Annotated in this window: 15 protein-coding genes; 2 read left to right on the top strand and 13 right to left on the bottom strand. The window is 39.0% G+C overall.

All coding sequences use genetic code 11. The features are described from left to right. Positions 1-29: 29 nt before the first annotated feature. The 5 genes from IH982_01500 to purD all read right to left on the bottom strand — a co-directional run bounded on the left by IH982_01500 (position 30) and on the right by purD (position 7,247). Positions 30-2,231 (bottom strand): CHASE2 domain-containing protein, encoded by a 2,202-nt coding sequence (locus IH982_01500; protein MCH7828528.1) that lies wholly within the window; start codon positions 2,229-2,231, stop codon positions 30-32. Between the two features lie 124 nt (positions 2,232-2,355). After that, entirely contained in the window at positions 2,356-5,034 is a 2,679-nt protein-coding gene (locus IH982_01505) for a FecR domain-containing protein (GenBank protein MCH7828529.1), read from the bottom strand. A gap of 36 nt (positions 5,035-5,070) precedes the next feature. Further along, positions 5,071-5,445, bottom strand: coding sequence for a response regulator (locus IH982_01510; protein MCH7828530.1), 375 nt, complete (start codon positions 5,443-5,445; stop codon positions 5,071-5,073). Between the two features lie 213 nt (positions 5,446-5,658). After that, the gene (locus IH982_01515; GenBank protein ID MCH7828531.1) at positions 5,659-5,805 is read right to left on the bottom strand and encodes a hypothetical protein; all 147 of its coding nucleotides are present in this window, start codon (positions 5,803-5,805) and stop codon (positions 5,659-5,661) included. 152 nt (positions 5,806-5,957) lie between these two features. Further along, positions 5,958-7,247, bottom strand: coding sequence for a phosphoribosylamine--glycine ligase (gene purD / locus IH982_01520; GenBank protein MCH7828532.1), 1,290 nt, complete (start codon positions 7,245-7,247; stop codon positions 5,958-5,960). A gap of 234 nt (positions 7,248-7,481) precedes the next feature. Here purD and IH982_01525 point away from each other — a divergent pair, with 234 nt between their 5' ends. Then, complete coding sequence (locus tag IH982_01525) at positions 7,482-8,480, top strand: hypothetical protein (protein ID MCH7828533.1); 999 nt, start codon at positions 7,482-7,484, stop codon at positions 8,478-8,480. Next, positions 8,477-9,661 carry a DUF262 domain-containing protein gene (locus IH982_01530; protein ID MCH7828534.1) on the top strand — a complete coding sequence of 395 codons (1,185 nt, stop codon included), beginning with the start codon at positions 8,477-8,479 and terminating at the stop codon, positions 9,659-9,661. Before IH982_01525 ends, IH982_01530 begins: the two co-directional genes overlap by 4 nt. Here the strand turns inward: IH982_01530 and IH982_01535 are convergent. The 8 genes from IH982_01535 to IH982_01570 form a co-directional block, all read right to left on the bottom strand. Further along, on the bottom strand, positions 9,626-10,861 hold the full coding sequence (locus IH982_01535; protein MCH7828535.1) for a DNA adenine methylase: 1,236 nt from the start codon (positions 10,859-10,861) through the stop codon (positions 9,626-9,628). The genes IH982_01530 and IH982_01535 overlap by 36 nt on opposite strands. After that, entirely contained in the window at positions 10,858-11,622 is a 765-nt protein-coding gene (locus IH982_01540; GenBank protein ID MCH7828536.1) for a hypothetical protein, read from the bottom strand. The genes IH982_01535 and IH982_01540 overlap by 4 nt, the downstream gene beginning before the upstream one ends. A gap of 1 nt (position 11,623) precedes the next feature. Next, positions 11,624-12,487 carry a site-specific DNA-methyltransferase gene (locus IH982_01545; GenBank protein MCH7828537.1) on the bottom strand — a complete coding sequence of 288 codons (864 nt, stop codon included), beginning with the start codon at positions 12,485-12,487 and terminating at the stop codon, positions 11,624-11,626. Between the two features lie 113 nt (positions 12,488-12,600). Then, positions 12,601-13,425: a hypothetical protein gene (locus IH982_01550; protein ID MCH7828538.1), complete on the bottom strand. Its 825-nt coding sequence runs from the start codon at positions 13,423-13,425 to the stop codon at positions 12,601-12,603. A gap of 92 nt (positions 13,426-13,517) precedes the next feature. Then, positions 13,518-14,258 carry a HEPN domain-containing protein gene (locus tag IH982_01555; protein MCH7828539.1) on the bottom strand — a complete coding sequence of 247 codons (741 nt, stop codon included), beginning with the start codon at positions 14,256-14,258 and terminating at the stop codon, positions 13,518-13,520. Between the two features lie 45 nt (positions 14,259-14,303). Beyond that, on the bottom strand, positions 14,304-14,639 hold the full coding sequence (locus tag IH982_01560; GenBank protein ID MCH7828540.1) for a hypothetical protein: 336 nt from the start codon (positions 14,637-14,639) through the stop codon (positions 14,304-14,306). A 123-nt stretch (positions 14,640-14,762) separates the two neighbouring features. Next, entirely contained in the window at positions 14,763-15,644 is an 882-nt protein-coding gene (locus tag IH982_01565) for an Mrr restriction system protein (GenBank protein ID MCH7828541.1), read from the bottom strand. Positions 15,645-15,667: 23 nt separating this feature from the next. Beyond that, positions 15,668-15,853 (bottom strand): helix-turn-helix transcriptional regulator, encoded by a 186-nt coding sequence (locus IH982_01570; GenBank protein ID MCH7828542.1) that lies wholly within the window; start codon positions 15,851-15,853, stop codon positions 15,668-15,670. Positions 15,854-15,957: the final 104 nt, after the last annotated feature.

The raw sequence follows: 15,957 nt of genomic DNA on the forward strand, positions 1-15,957 counted from the left end.
TATTGTGCGACTTTCAGATGTAACACAAATTAAGTAGGAAGAGTGAAATAAAATGTGTTGCCTATTCCTTCTTCTGATTCAACTCCTATGATGCCGCCGTGCCCCTCAACAATACCTTTTGCAATAGCAAGACCCAATCCGGTTCCCTTTGTGCCGTCTTTTGCGACCGCTTTAAATTGTTTAAATTTACTAAATAACTGAGGCAATACTTCACGAGGAATAGCTACTCCTGTGTTGAACACAGCGATAACTAAAGAGTCGGGGATTTTATTGATATTTTTATTTATGAACCGACGCATTCCCGCACTTTTTGCTTCCTCTCCCGCGCCCTGCCCTTTCTTGTAATAAAAAACATCAATAACAACCTTTCCCGGGGCATCACTAAATTTCAATGCATTAGAAATTAGATTATCCAATACTTGAGAAACTCGCATGGCATCAAAGTCGGCTTGCTTTGGGATATTTTCGCTAAAATGAGAGTGCAGTTCCACGCGAGCGTTTTTAGCCGAAATTTCAAAAAAGCTCAATCTACTTTTAACTATTTGTTGAATATCCGATGGCTCCTTGCGAATATCAAATTTTCCTGCTTCAATTTTCGCAACATCCAAAAGATCATTCACAAGCTCAAGCATATGCGATGAGCCGCTATGAATGAGCGCTATATACTTTTCAGATGAATCTTCGCTTTTGCGGTCCCCTCTTTCTTCTATTATTGCTTCGGCCATTTTTTTGATTCCATCCAAAGGAGAACGAAGTTCATGAACCATCATAGAGATATAGTCTTCCCGTATCTTTTCAATCTCTTTTTCGGGTGTTATATCGTGGAAAATTATTACTCCGCCAAGCACATTGCTCTTTATTGTTCCAGCCACGGCGCTTACAGGTGCAATAAAAATTTGGAAAAACTTGTCCCGCACCAGAATATCGTCAAGCTTTGATATTTTACTCGACGCAATGCTTTGTGCAAGCTTTCCTTTGATATCATGCTCTTTGCCTAGTATATTCGAAAGCTCAGAGATGGATAAGGTCCTCGTTATGGGAGCGCCGATAATGCGTTTAGCCGCAGGATTCATAACTGTAATTTTATAATTTCTGTCAGTCATTATTACTCCTTCAACCATGCTCTCTACCATTGCATTGAGATGGTTAAAAGATTCTCTTAGAATTTGCTCCTTGCGCGATATCGAAACGTATTGAGAAACATTAAATATCAATGCAGTCCCTATAATGGCGAGCCCCGGGTAGAGAAGGTCAAGCACAAGAAAATTATCAAAGCTGACAAACACAATTATGCTATACAGGGCAAAAATACCCAAAAGAACGGATAAAAGCATAAAGGTATTGCGTATACGGGCACTTACCCAGACAACAATGAACGCAAGAAGAAAAATAAACCCAACACTTATCCAGGGATTAAATGTATAAGATATTCCATCTAAAAATGTGTCGATCGCATTCGCTTGAATCTCTACACCGCTCATTAATCCAAACGGCGTCTGATGAAAATTTTGGACATCGCTTGCCGTAACGCCGACTAATACAATCTTATCTTTTATGAGCAGGCTCGGTACTTTTCCATCTAGAACCTCTATTATAGAAAAAGAGGGATAGGTGTTGTTGCGTCCGCGGTAATGAATACGAGTGAAATCTTGATTACTGAAGAGTATTTCTCCATAGGAAGCACCGCGTTGATAGATGGTGCTTATAATATGCGCAAAGCTTGGGAAGTCTTGGCTCTTTGTTTCAATACGGCGTGCCACACCATCAGAATCCACAATAATATTTGAAAACCCCTGATGGGTATATGGAATAAAACGACTAAGCGGCATAGTGGCACCATCATCTGTCTGAATATCAACAGGTAATACCACAGGAACAGCACTGTTTTTAAAAGCGTTTTGTAAAGCAGCGTCATCAGATTCTCCAAAACGAGAAGATTCTTTAAAATTTAAATCTATCCCTATCACAGATGCTGTTTCAAGAGAACGAATGAGGCGAGCAAAGTTTTCTCGAGCCCACGGCCACTGCCCTAGTTGATTAAGGCTTTTGTCATCAACCTTAAGTATGATAACTTTGCCAGAAGGAGATTGCGGGGTAAATAATAAATCAGACCCCGCATTTCGTAATGCGGGAAAGGGATCAAGAAGCGCAACAAGACTAAATAAAATCGAAACCGTCAGCCAAATAAGCAGACGGTTTTTATTTATATGTTGAAGTGTTGTGCGGCGCATATTCTAAGAATTGGCGGTTCTTGAATGCCAGAGTTTGACTGACTAGGCATGATACAAAGCCGCCAGTTTTATCTAAGCTCCAACACAAGAGTCTGGAGTAATTTTAACGATTTTTCGATTGACTCTAGGGTGTGGTTGATTCTGTCCCTGGTTCTAGGATTGGTTCTGACCCCGGTTCTAGAGTTTGGGTTGGTTCTGGTTCTAGAGTTGGCTCTGGTTCTGGCTCTAGAGTTGGCTCTGGTTGCGGTTCAAAAATTGGCTCTGGTTCTAAAATAAGCTCACCGTCTATAATATACTCTGAATCTATAATATATCCTTCGTTTAGAATATACTCACCGTCCAGAATATACCCTTCCTCTAGAATATATTCATCGTCTATAATATATCCTTCGTCTAGAATATACCCTTCGTCTAGAATATACCCTTCGTCTAGAATATATCCCTCTTGTAAAATAGACTTATCGTCTAGAATATACCCTTGTTCTATAATATATTCATCGTCCAGAATATATCCTTCGTCTAGAATATACCCTTCCTGTAGAATATATTCATCGTCTATAATATACCCTTGTTCTATAATATATTCATCGTCCAGAATATATCCTTCCTGTAAAATAGAACCGTCGTCTAGAATATATCCCGGCTCTAGAATATACTCTTGGTCTGATTCTAAAATATACTGCTGCTCTAGAATATACTCATACTCTTGCTCTAGAGTTTGCCCCAGCTCTAGAATTTGCTCTGTTCCTAGAATATGCTCTAGTTCTAGAATTTGCTCTGGTTCTAGAGTTTGCCCTAGCTCTAGCATTTGCTCTAATTGTAGAATTTGCTCTGGCGCTAGAATATTCTCTAGTTCTAGAATATCCTCAAGTTGTAGAATTTGTTCTAGTTCTAGAATTTGCTCTAGTTCTGGAGTTAGAGTTGGAAAAAGAAGTTCTCCGCTTGGCCTCTCAATAGAACGAAGAAGTATAAACTCTTCTGGGCTAATAGTTTCGAGCGCCTCGCCTGCCTTCAGGTGTTCTATATCCGCAATAGCTCTTTTGAAACCTTCCCTTGTTTCTAAAGATACCTGACTTTGTAGATTTTCCAGTATATCAACATGATGTAATGTTGCTTCTTCTACAAGGTTGCGCAGACTCTCTTCTCCAAATTTAAGATCATGCGCAAGCATTGCTATTTCATCGCCGAATGCAACATACCTTTGATATGCATCTATATTATGTTCCACAAACTCATCGTCACTGAAAAATACACCATCTTCAATATTTGACAGATAGTATTCTGCCTCATTTGCAAATATTTCAATCGCTCTTTCAGGATCTTGTATCGCAAGATCGCCCAAGGAAACAAGTTGGCTGTCAATAGAGCGATTTTTTACTTCCTGTATAGTATGCCCAATTCTTGACGGTAAGTCTTGAGAAATTAAACTAATCGTTTCAATAGTACGCAGTACATTGTCTATCTTAATACTGTACAATGCAAGAAGTTCTGCGTCGCTACCTTGCGACTCTCCGGCAAGCTGAAGGAATTGATTATAATCTTCCAGTTTATCAAGCATATCAAGTGAATCCTCTTTCGCGGCGGCAACCTGCATTTCTCGAAGGAGTTCCTGCGTTGCCTCAAGACTTAGGGTCAGCGCCTCTGAAGGGCTTTGAGAAGAAATAGCTTGCACAGCTGTGATATGTCCTTGGCGGGAAACAGACTCAGCTTTTTTGATAAACGCTCGTGCCTCTTCAGGTGCTTGCTCTAATATTGCCCCAAGAATATCAAAGTGTTCTGATGTTACCCGGGCCACCAATTTTTGTGTTTCTACACTCTCAGATTCTTCACTTATCCCTTCGGCCAGTACAAGCATTTTTTCATAACTCTCAAGCGCTTTATCTATCCCTCTTTTGCCTTCATTGGCAAGAAATTCTGCTTCGGCAAGCCGCTCCGACGCAAGATGTAAATACCTTTGCGCTTTTTTGTTCTCATCAAACACCAGAAAAGTTCCTATGGCTTCAGAAATTTGTTCAATCACATAGAAAGGGCTGTCCGGCGTTACCCCCGCTTCTGTAACTATATTACCCCGTGCGGTCTGCAATTTTTTCCGTATTTCCGGCCTGTTGAGCTCTTGCTCAACTCCCGCATGAACAAGAATCTTTGCTTTTATTTCTTCTGGAGTCATGCGTTCCCGCAAAGGTACACCAGTGAGTATTTCTTGATCCCCAAGAGTAATTTTTTCACCGGAAGATACTTCAACAACCTTTTCTGCAAGCGGTATCCCCGTTTCCGGGTCGAGCGCCGTAAGCACAACGGTGCTGCTGAGCACAGTAATAGTTGAGACATTGTCTTTTACTTCCACCTCAAATTCAGTTCCTCGAACAGATGTTACTATTCCTTGTGTTTCTATCTCATAAAGTTCGTCCTCCCCCAACAGTTTTTTAATTCTTGACCAAATACTTCCGGTTGTAAGCACAAGTCGTGAAGAGTTGCCATTTTTTTGGAGTGTCTTAACAACAAGATGTGTTCCTTCGTTAAGAGTCGTGAGCGTACCGCTGGGATAAATAAGTACGGCTTTTCCGGAATCAGATGTTCGTATTTCATCCCCCGCGCTGATTTCAACGCTTTCAGCAACTGAAGTAAAACCAGAATCTCCCGATTGTTTAACCGACACCTCGGAGTTCAACGCAATAAGTACTGACGCAAGCCCTGAATCAGAAGGAAAAGATGCAATCCTTGATCTCTCGATAAGCCCCACTATCAATCCAACCAGCACAAAGCTCATAACGAAAAGTGCAGTATATAATAATTTATTGCTCATAATAGTTAGTATGTCAGTATGTTAGATTAGGTAACGTTACATACCAAGTTTCTTTTTTACATCCTTCACCATGCTTTCTACCGAAAGGCTGCTCTTAACAAAATATCCATCAATCTTGCTAGTCATCATGTCACTAATTTTATCCATAGAATCAAGTTGCGTAAGAACAAAGACTGACGCGTTTTTCCCCCATTCATCTGCGCGCAACTTCTGGAGCATCTCCTCACCTCCCATTTCCGGCATCAAAATGTCAAGAAGAATAAAATCGGGATGCTTTTCTAATGCGATTGTAAGCCCATCTACGCCGTTTTGGGCCTCCAGAGTCTTTATACCCTCCGCCCTAAGCGCCTCCGAAAGTACCAGACGAAGTGCTTCATCGTCATCTACAACAAGAACTGTTTTCAATGACATATGTATTTTTAAAAATAGACCTTATCGAGCCTTGATAAATTATCTACAGGTACCAAGCAGGTTTATTTAACTTACACCATAAACGCTCCCAATAATATTATACCAAGGATACTGACTCAAAATCAATTTTCTTTTAGTTAGTTTTGCACACCCCAATTCTACCCAAAAATCACCTTTTTTGCGGTTTTTATTTATAAAATTTTGTAGAGTATTTTACTTCTCTCCTAAGAGTGCTTTTTTGCGGGCGGCTGGCTTCATTGCTTTTAGTTCCAGCATCCTTTTCTTTGCTGCGCGTCTCGTTGGACCTCTCTTTGTGTGAAACTTTTTTCTATTAAATACTCCGGATCGTCGTTTCGCCATATTTTTTTCTATTATGCAATAGAGTTATTTATAGTAACATTCTACCAAAAAACCGCTTTTTTGACAACTCTCTGCTTTGAGTCAACCAGCTCCACCACTGTATCTTAAAGAAAGGGGCCGATGTTGGTTGCATCGGCCCTCTTTGTTGGTCCTTATCGGATCTCTCCAATATCCTTGCGCCACACCGCCTTTTCAAAGCTGATCGTTTCCAAGCTCGTGTAGGCTGATTCGCGAGCTCTTTTAAGAGAGCTTCCGAGACCTACTACGGTCAGCACTCTGCCGCTCGCGTTGTCGGTCACGACTCTCCCGTCCACACTCTTCGTACTTGCGTGGAAGACCAGAAGATCCCCATTCAGTCCTTCAATGGGATATCCGCTCCCGTACTTTCCTGGATAGCCGTGAGAAGCCATGACCACGCCAACCGTATGGAGAGCGCGGTTCCAGGAAACCTGGACCTTGTCCAAGTTTCCATCCGTGCAAGCTTGCATGATCTCCAGTAGGTCGCCTTCCAGTAAGGGAAGAATCACCTGCGCCTCTGGGTCCCCGAACCTGGCGTTGAACTCCAAGACCTTGGGACCATCCTCAGTAAGCATGAGCCCGGCATAGAGCATACCTTGAAAGGGTGTGCCGCGCCTCTGCATTTCTCGCAGCACCGGTCTCATCACCCAGTCTCTAACCCATGAATCCAGCTTGCCATCCCAGAACTCGGGCCAGGCATAGCTTCCCATGCCTCCGGTGTTGGGACCTTGGTCTCCATTGAGCAAGCGCTTGTAGTCGCAAGCTGCAACCAAGGGGGAAATGTTCCAGCCGTCAGTAAAACAGAACACGCTTACCTCTCGCCCTTCCAGCAACTCTTGCACCACAATGTGTTGCTCTGGGAAAAGCTTCCAGCAGAGATTGGCTGCCCTCTCTACCTCCTCTATGGTATGGCACAACCACACACCCTTGCCTTGAGCCAGACCATCTGCCTTTACCACAATGGGCTTCCCATACCCCTTGGCAAAGGTTATCACGACCTCTGGGTTCAAGAACACCCAGGATTCAGGATGGGGAACGGATGCCTTGACCATAACCCCCAGGGCAAAGCTCTTGCTTGTTTCAAGCTGAGCTGCATCCCTGGTGGGCCCAAAGGCCGGTACCGGTACGGTCAGAGCACTCAAACGATCAACCATGCCCTCGGCTAAGGGTCCCTCTGGACCAATAACCACTAACCCTATCCCGAACTCCTGAACCATTTTGAGCAAGACCTCCATCTCAGAAGTCTCGATGGAAATGTTCCAAGCGACAGAGGAGGTACCATGGGTACCCGGCACTACATAGAGATTGCGCACCTTGGGACTTTGGCGCAACTTCCAGGCAATGGCATGTTCTCTCGCTCCAGAACCTACCACTAAAACGTCCATGGATATCCTCCTTTCCTTCTGGGCTAAAATGTCAAGCATCTTGCTCTACCCTAGCAGAAAACCTGGACTTGGCAACTTTAGATAAATGAGTCGCACATCGCACGTTGTACGACATTTGTTATCACTTTCGCTCTGTAAAAAAACACGTAATAAAACTCAATTAATTTAAATGGATTCTTTCAAAATAGACTTACGCAATACAATGGTATAAAATAAATAATTAGTCAAATAATTGCACGGGATCCCTTATTTATTATTTCTTCTTTCAACGCAATGATGTCAGATTCAAAACCTCAAAACATTGTATATTTATTTGGTGCTGGGGCGACTCACGCTGAAATTACTAACCTCTTCCCAAATTGGTTTACTGATGGCGTAAAAAGCAGAAAAGAAAGTCTTTTGCTGAAAGATGTCTCATTGAGAATATGCAGAGAAGCAAAATTAAAACCATGGTTTAAAAAATGGAAACAAACAAGAGATTTTGAGGATATAGAACTTTTTATAAGTTTAATAAAAGATAATCGTGTAGAATCTGATGCTACTGTTAAGGGGCTACAAAAGTTACTAGAAAAGGATATTACTTCAAAGCTTGGAGAGATAAGACAAAGGAGATTTTATCTTCATAGAGCTTTTTTTGAGCTACATAAAAAGACAGATGATAAAGAAACTTTAGTGGCTATAATCTCCTTAAATTATGACGATGTGTTAGACAAATCTTACGAGAGAGTCTTTAAGGAAAAACCAAATTATTCATTATTCAGCAATCCTGCTGGCCGTAGATTCATACTTAAGTTGCATGGAGGGTTTACACTTAAAAACAAGAAAACAGGCAGAAAAATACTAATCATACCCCCTGGAACACGAAAAAATTATCTGGAATTCCCCTATAATTTTATCTGGGGTCGAGCTCTAGAATCTCTTATAGAATGCGATATACTAAGGGTGGTTGGTTGTTCTTTTAGTGCGAATGATATAGGTTTAATCGACTTAATTTTTAAGGCAAATCTAGAGAGAAAAAGTAAAAATAAACTTGAAATTCAACTTATCAATGATCAACAGAGTGGGGTAGAAATAAAGGAAAGATTTGGTTTTTTCCCAGGAATTAAGACAATTGAGGAGATAAAAGAGCGTGGATACCAAACTTCTCTTGTTCCAAGAGTGGAAAACGACAATCCCTTCAAGAGTTGGCTACTAAAAAAAATAGAAATTATGATACCAAATGATGATGACATCAACAAAACAGAGTTTATAAAAAAACTTATTAATTCATGACCAGAAAGGATAAGAAAAAAAACAAAGATCTTGAAAGAGTTTTTGCCTTGGATGACAAAAGATCCGCCTTATTCGTTAGAGTGAAGGATTTTGTTGATGAGTTGATTTATACTATAGATCTTGATGCAGATTACCAAAGAGAAGAAGTTTGGTTAGATAGTACAAAGGAAAAATTAATTGATTCTATAATTGAAGGAATTGATATCCCAAAGCTCTATTTATTCGAGCTTAAAAACAATAAACAAAGTTTTAGATATGAATGTATTGATGGAAAGCAAAGAATGTTAGCCTTATTCCAGTTTTTTTCTCCAAGTTATGAAAAGCTTCGATCTGAAAAAAAAGAGCCTTTGAAGATTGTAGTTCATGGTAAAAAGTATACATATGAAAAGCTTAGAGAAGAGCTAACAGAAGAAGCTAAAAGAATTGAAAATTATTTACTTGAGTTTATTATATATAAAGAAAGTGACGATTTTAGCGAGGATTTTATTAGAGAAATATTCCTGCGATTGCAACTAGGCAAACCACTAAACTCTGGAGAGATATTAAATGCCCATATTGGTGTTATCAGAGATTTTATTTTCGCCGCAAAAAAGAAACAGATCCCATTTTTAGAAAAAACACATCTTTCCCAAAAAAGATACTCTAAACAGTTTACTTTGGCTCAGATCTGTATAAATTCTGTCATCAGAGCTGAAACTAATGAATTTACCAGGGCTCGTCTGCCTGATCTTGAAGCATTTTTTAATCGAGATATAGATAATATTACTGATCACTTTAAAAGAATAACAAAAGTTCTAGAGGAAATGGATAAAAGTTTTGAGGATAAAGCTGAGGCAGTTTCTAGTAGAGCTGTGGCCGTATCCGCCTACCTTTTTGCTGAAGAGCTATATCAAGACAAAAAGCTTGAATTAATCTCTAAATTTGCTGAATTTTACGAGAAGCTTTTACACGAAATTACGGATAATCTGACCTTGTTGAGAAAATATGACCCACCAAAGAATAAAGTCATCATTGATGAATTTCAAAAGCATATTTCTCAAGCTTCAGTTGAAAGAAACTCACTTGAAAACAGGCACAACTTTCTAAAGAAGGCGTTTTTGCACTATCAAAAAACAGGAAAGATAATTAATCGACGGACGAAACCTCTAAGTATTCTTCCAAATAATAATACTTTCTCTTGAGGGTTTCCTTTTAAATCGCTCCATTTGCTGGGCACTATTTCCTCTATATCTAGCAACGAGTATTGCGTTAGTTTGCAACCCAGCTTGCTCCCCTATTTGAGCAAGAATTTGATCAACATAAATATTTATACCCCCAAATCGAACATTGCTTACAACGAGCGCTAATTTCCCACCGCGCTTCAGATGTTTTTGCATCTGCAATAATGAAAGAAACATATCTTCAAAATACCCTGCAATCATCTCGGGAACTTTTGAATTGTTTAAACCCGCTTTTTCAACCCGGGTAATTATTTTATTAATAATTGCCGGTTCTTTATAGCTCGTGACTTTAAATCGTTTTCTCGCTTCAACATGGGATCTTAATGTGTTGTATCTAATCTGTTTTAGCTCGCTATTATCCCGAATAAAATTAAACATCAATTCAAGCCCATATATCCTTGTGTAATCATGCCTATTCGGATAAGGTGGCGAGGTAATTATTGCATCAAACTTTCTTTCGGTTGACAGTTTTCTTGAATCAGACATTCCTACAATCGCTTTTATCTTTGGAAATTTTAAAGTATTATTGAATCCTTCTACATCATCAATCATCGCCTTAATTCTTGTTAAATATTTTGGATGTACATCTTGTCCAGAAATATTCTTTTCACTGATTCGTAAGAAACCTCCAGCTTTTGAAGTATTGCTTACCGATTCAAGAATACTTAATAGACCCAACATAAAAAAGTCTCTAACATCAGAATTTCGAATCATCTTTACTTTGTATTTCAGATCCAATAACTCGTCTTTTACATCTTCACTAAACGCCTTATTCATAAGCTCAATGTCGGGGAATGAAGCCCTTCTCAGCATTCGCCGATTACTCTCGTTAAAATGTTTGAGCTGCTGTTTAAGTGCTCGTGGCTCGTAGGTTTTTACTTTGACACTGGATAAAAATACTGAAAAAGGAAGTATATCAAAACCCATTGAGTTAATACCTAATTCTTTGCAGGCAAGAAGCGTTGTGCCTCCACCACAAAAGGGATCGAGAACCCACGATCCCTTTTCAAGATTAAAAGTCCCGACTATTTTTTCAACAAGGTTTTTTGAATAACTGTGCTTAAAGGCATGCCAATTATATATAGGTCGATTCCGATCTCTTACAGGGGATATTAAAGAACCATATTCAGCTATTTTTTGAGTAATGGGAACAAACATCATTTGATCCTAAATTTTCCAGATTTAACAAGTTTGATACTATTGTAATCATCTAGTTTCGTAAACTCAAATTGCCAGATTGAGTAAATGTTTGTATCCTGTTCCTTGTCAAAAAATAGAGTCATAACTTTCTTTTTTGTACGAATTTGCCATTGTCTGAATGGATAGTAAAGCTGACGAATAATTGTATTTTTCGCACTAAAGTTTTTTGCCTCAACGAGCACAACCTGGTTTTTTCCTTCATACCCAGCATCAACCTCCGTCTGTACGCTTTTAACTTTAATCAACTGTTTTCCAACATAAAATTGAAAAATGGGAGTATATTTGCGCCCCCGTATGGTTAGAACTAATGAGACATCGTTCATGAAAGTTCGGATTAAGCTTGAGGCATATGCGTAATCCAAATGCTGCATTTCAGAATCCCCCACTTTAGCCGTGTCTAAAGAGAAATCTAATCTAGAAGAGTATACAGTTACCTCATTCTGAATTGATGGAATATCAACATATCCCTCGCCCTTAATAATGTTGTAAAAACCATTTTTGACTGGAAGTAAAAATAGGCCATTCTCTTGAAAAACTTTTGGTCTATCCTCTCTGGTATCTTGTTTACATAAAATACGCACTTCTTTTTCTGCTGTTTTCTTGAACCTTTGGACAGATTTCTTGATATCATCGGCAGAAAGCAAAAAAGGAGATTTATCAAAATCATGTCTTAAGATCTCATAATCTTTAAAGATTTTATTCCAAGATTTACTATTTGCCATATTAAAGCATCATGCTGCTTATACTTTTTTTCAACTCCTTAAATCTTTTCACCGATAAATCTAGATATTTCTTCTCGGTATCTATACCTACAAACTTTCTCCCATGCTCATATGCCGCAAGTCCTGTGGTAGAGCTCCCCGTAAAAGGATCTAAAATAATGTCGCCTTTATTCGAACTTGCAACAACTATACGCCTTAGCAAATTCAAGGGTTTCTGAGTTGGGTGCTTGGTAAACTTTTTCTCCCAAGCCTGCGGAGTATTTATGGCCCATACTGACCGCATTTGTTTATTGGGTTTTTTGAGAAAATCTTCTGGCCAATTTCCCTCACGCATATTTTTATAGTTAAAAGTATGTTTTGCATTCTTGTCTTTGCGGGCCCAGAGCAAAGTCTCATGACTCGCAGTAAAACAACGACCACTTAAATTGGGGGAGGCATTTGGTTTATACCAAGAAATATCATTAAGAATGTGGTATCCAGCTTGTTGCAAGGCATATCCGCATTGATAAATAGAATGATATGTGCCACTTACCCAAAGGGTTCCATGGGGCTTAAGAATTCGCCTACAAGCCTCAATCCACTTTTTGTGAAACTCAAAGTCTTCTTCTACTCCCCTGCTTTTATCCCAGTCTCCCTTGTTCACACTAACCCTTTTGCCAGCATGAACTGTAAATCCACCGTTCGAGAGGTTATATGGAGGATCGGCAAAAATCATATCTACTGAGTTTTCGGGGATGTCTTTAAGCAGCTCTAAGCTATCACCCTCGTAGAGTGTAAAATCATCCTTCTGAAAGTAAGGCTTTCCCAAGCTTGCCAATATATCCTTTTTTCCTTGCGACACTATTTTCTTGGTTCGGACTATCATTATATTACTCTACCAAAAAATAATCTTTTTGGCGATTTTTAGTCCCTGTCCGCACGATATGCGACACTTTTATCACTTATTCTACAACGGTAAAAAATTTAAAAGAGCACAAACTACTTTTTACGTTTCACCATTGCTTTCCTTTTTGGAATACTTTTCTTCCTCCACTCCAAATGGATAACTTCACCTAACTTTCGGAATTCTGCCAGTAGGTTCTTCAATCCATCCTCATGAACGATAAATAAAGCATAGGGGGTTGAACTCTTTTTTTCTCCAGGGAAATTAGTAAGTAACAAAATTCGTTTTTCCCTTGTAATTGTGAGCTTATTCATAGATTTATAACCTCTCAGATTTGCACTATATAAAGAACCATGAAATACAATCACGGGAATAAAAAGATGCAAAACATTCCCCGATGCATATCTTTCATGAAGAAACTCGGTCGCTTTCAAAACGCTTTGAGTTGCACTATAAATATTTCCAGCTTTCTCAGTATTATCTTTTCTAGGTGGAACTTCTGTAAATGAAAGATGCAACTTAGACTTTCCTTGTAATAGCTCAAAAGCTTTCAAAATTGATGAATCCCATGAAAAGGTGAGGGGGGCACTTTTAAATTTCAAGAAATGTGAATGTAATTTTTGATATACAGCATTCTTAAAAAACACCCAGGCATACTTTTCTGTTTTTTTACACTCAACCACATAATGAATGATTAGTCTTCTTTGATCGGGATCTTTCAATACTGTTTCATGGTCTGGATAAAAATCCAGTGCATGTAGATCGACTTCGCGAGCTTTCTGCGTTTCCGTATCAAAGTAAATCTCTCCAGGATGAACCATTAAATCTAGAGAGGCCAATTTATTTAGCACAGCAACTTCAAGAGGAAATCCTGTTCTGTATAATGAGTTCTTTACATCCCTTATGTTCTTGATGTTCATAATCAGTTCTAGCTATAGTATTATAGTTTGGCAGTCACGACGTACAATGTTAATCCCTTTTTCTTACAAAGTCTTTGTTGGCCAATTAGATATTACCATGGATTTTCTAAATAATTCTTCAATTGAACAGATGCGAAATAACACTTATCAGCATGTTTTTGTGCTAACTCTGCCTCTTCTTTTCCAAAAAGTTTTTCGGGTCCTATTCCAAAATTTTCTAGACCGTATTTAGCTACTATATAAAAATTACTCCAGAATCTTGAGTAAAGATACAATTTGTGAAATTCGAATTGCGCTAGTGATTCGGGAATTTGATTCAAAACCTCTTTGAATTCTATTTCGCCAAACTTGTGATCTTTCGGATATTTATCTAATAATAATAACGAAACTGCCTTTAAAGAAAATTCAATACACTCTTGAAAAGACGAGATCGCTTCGGCATCCTTCCAATTAGTCAGTGATTGTTTCCCTTCGTCGAGTTTATTCTTTGCCCTTTTCAACCAACTACCAGCCAGTAAAACATTCTCTTTTATTTGGTCTTCATTGGAAAAAAGTCTAAAATACAAAAAACCAATTTCTAATTCTTCACTTTTGGGAAAAATCTCTAAAACGCATTGCAACATCACGCTCCTATCTTCTTGGTAAGTTTTCTGGAGTTGTTGATATTTTTCACTCGGGGCATAGATAATAAAACAAGATAAAAATTTATTCCAATAAGAACTGTACTGATCTGTTTCTTCTGTCCCGGACCTACAGCCGATCAACAACTTTGCCAAATCGCTTTTGTTCTTATCTTTAAGTTTTTTAATAAGCTGTATAATGGGTTTATCCATACTGGAAACTTTTCATTTCGCCTAATTTTTTTGTTGGCCAGGACTTCATAAAAATAGGGAGGATAACACGGTTACTATTGAACCTATCCCAAGACCTGCAATAAAGTAAACCCCACCTTTTTTCTTTTGTTCAATCAAGACTTTGTAAATTCCTTCGAGGGTAGCAATTTCATTTAAAGTACTCTCCATGCTTTCAAACAGATCCTCGTTTTCAGTCATTCCTTTTGGTAGGCTTGCTTTTGTGTCCTGAAGAGATTCCAGATTTTTGCGAAGGTCGGCTAAAGATTTTGACTCTGCAAGTTTTTCCAATGCATTAGTATAGGCTTTATGCAAGTCCTCTAGGTGCTCCTCATATAGCACATCTTCTATGGTTGTCCCCATATTTTATTTCATAAATCCTTTAGTCCCAATCTGATTACCACCAAATTCTCCTGAGACCCCAGACAGGCCCGCGGTAAGATTGCTTTTCTTTTCTTTTTTCATCAACCCCAGATTATATCTTCTTTACTCTTTGGGAGCTAAAAATGAGATTTTTCTAAGGGGCAATAATGCCTTATCTTCGTCTAAGAGTTTGCCATAATATTCCTCCCACAAGTCAATAAAGCGTTCAAAATCAATCTCCTCAATATGCCTATTAGACTTCCTTACTTCAGCTAAAGCATCAGAGGAAAAACCCCCGGTTGAAACAATGATACCCACATATCCTTCTCCCTGTAAGTCTCCCATTAGGGTGGCCACCTCTGATCTACTGACTTTTGTTTCTGGTCTATGCTTTACCTGTATTCTGATTCGCGGTAATTCAACCCCAATAGGATCCTTATAAGCGATAATATCAATGCCTCCATCTGGCCCGGGCGGGGCTACAAATGGAGTATAGTAACCCATTCCTCGAAAGAGAGCTGCTACAAGATCCTGAAACTCATAAGGGTTAAGGTCTCTAATAAAGCTTTTTATCTCTTCCCGTGCGGTAGATTGAGATTGCTCATAGTTAGTAATGATGGAACCCTGGACCGCCTCTGGTTCTTCCTTTTCTTCAACTGACTCACGAGATTTTGCCCATTCACGGTATTTGCTAGTCGCAGTTTCAATAAAGTTCTCTGGATCCAATTCAAGTGCTTTTTTGCCTTCTTCGGTCACATACCACACTCCCTTATGCTTACGCAGCCAACCAGCTTTTGTGACATCAATCGAAAAGAAATGTAACACGGACTGCCAACGAATATAACCACTTTTTTCATAGATAGTTTTTTCATATTCATCAAAGGTTAACCGTTTCTCCATTTCTTGCATTATTTTTCTAGAAGGATAAGAACCACCATGCTCAAGAATGATTTTGAATGCGATTTGTAGGAATTCCCCTATCCGCTTGTAAGACATTTTTCTCATTGGTGGTCTATAGAATAAAAACGCTAGTTTAGAAAAAAATTAACATCTTTTTTATAAACTTTTGCGAGACTCGCAAGCTCAGTAGCATCGATACGTCGCTCTCCATTCTCCGTCTTTGAGATATAAGATTGAGGCTTCTTCAGCTTTTGAGCGACCTCAACTTGTGTCAATCTTACTCTCAAACGCGCCTCTTTGAGGCGTTTGATCATATTCTGGTACTTTTTTGAGCGTAATGATGTAGACATGCCTGTGGATAACTTTATGGTATATCCTATTGCAGAATATCCCAAATTGGGATATACTACAAATAGGC

Source organism: Patescibacteria group bacterium (genome assembly GCA_022563395.1).
Classification (GTDB): domain Bacteria; phylum Patescibacteriota; class Minisyncoccia; order Minisyncoccales; family UBA10102; genus 01-FULL-49-22b.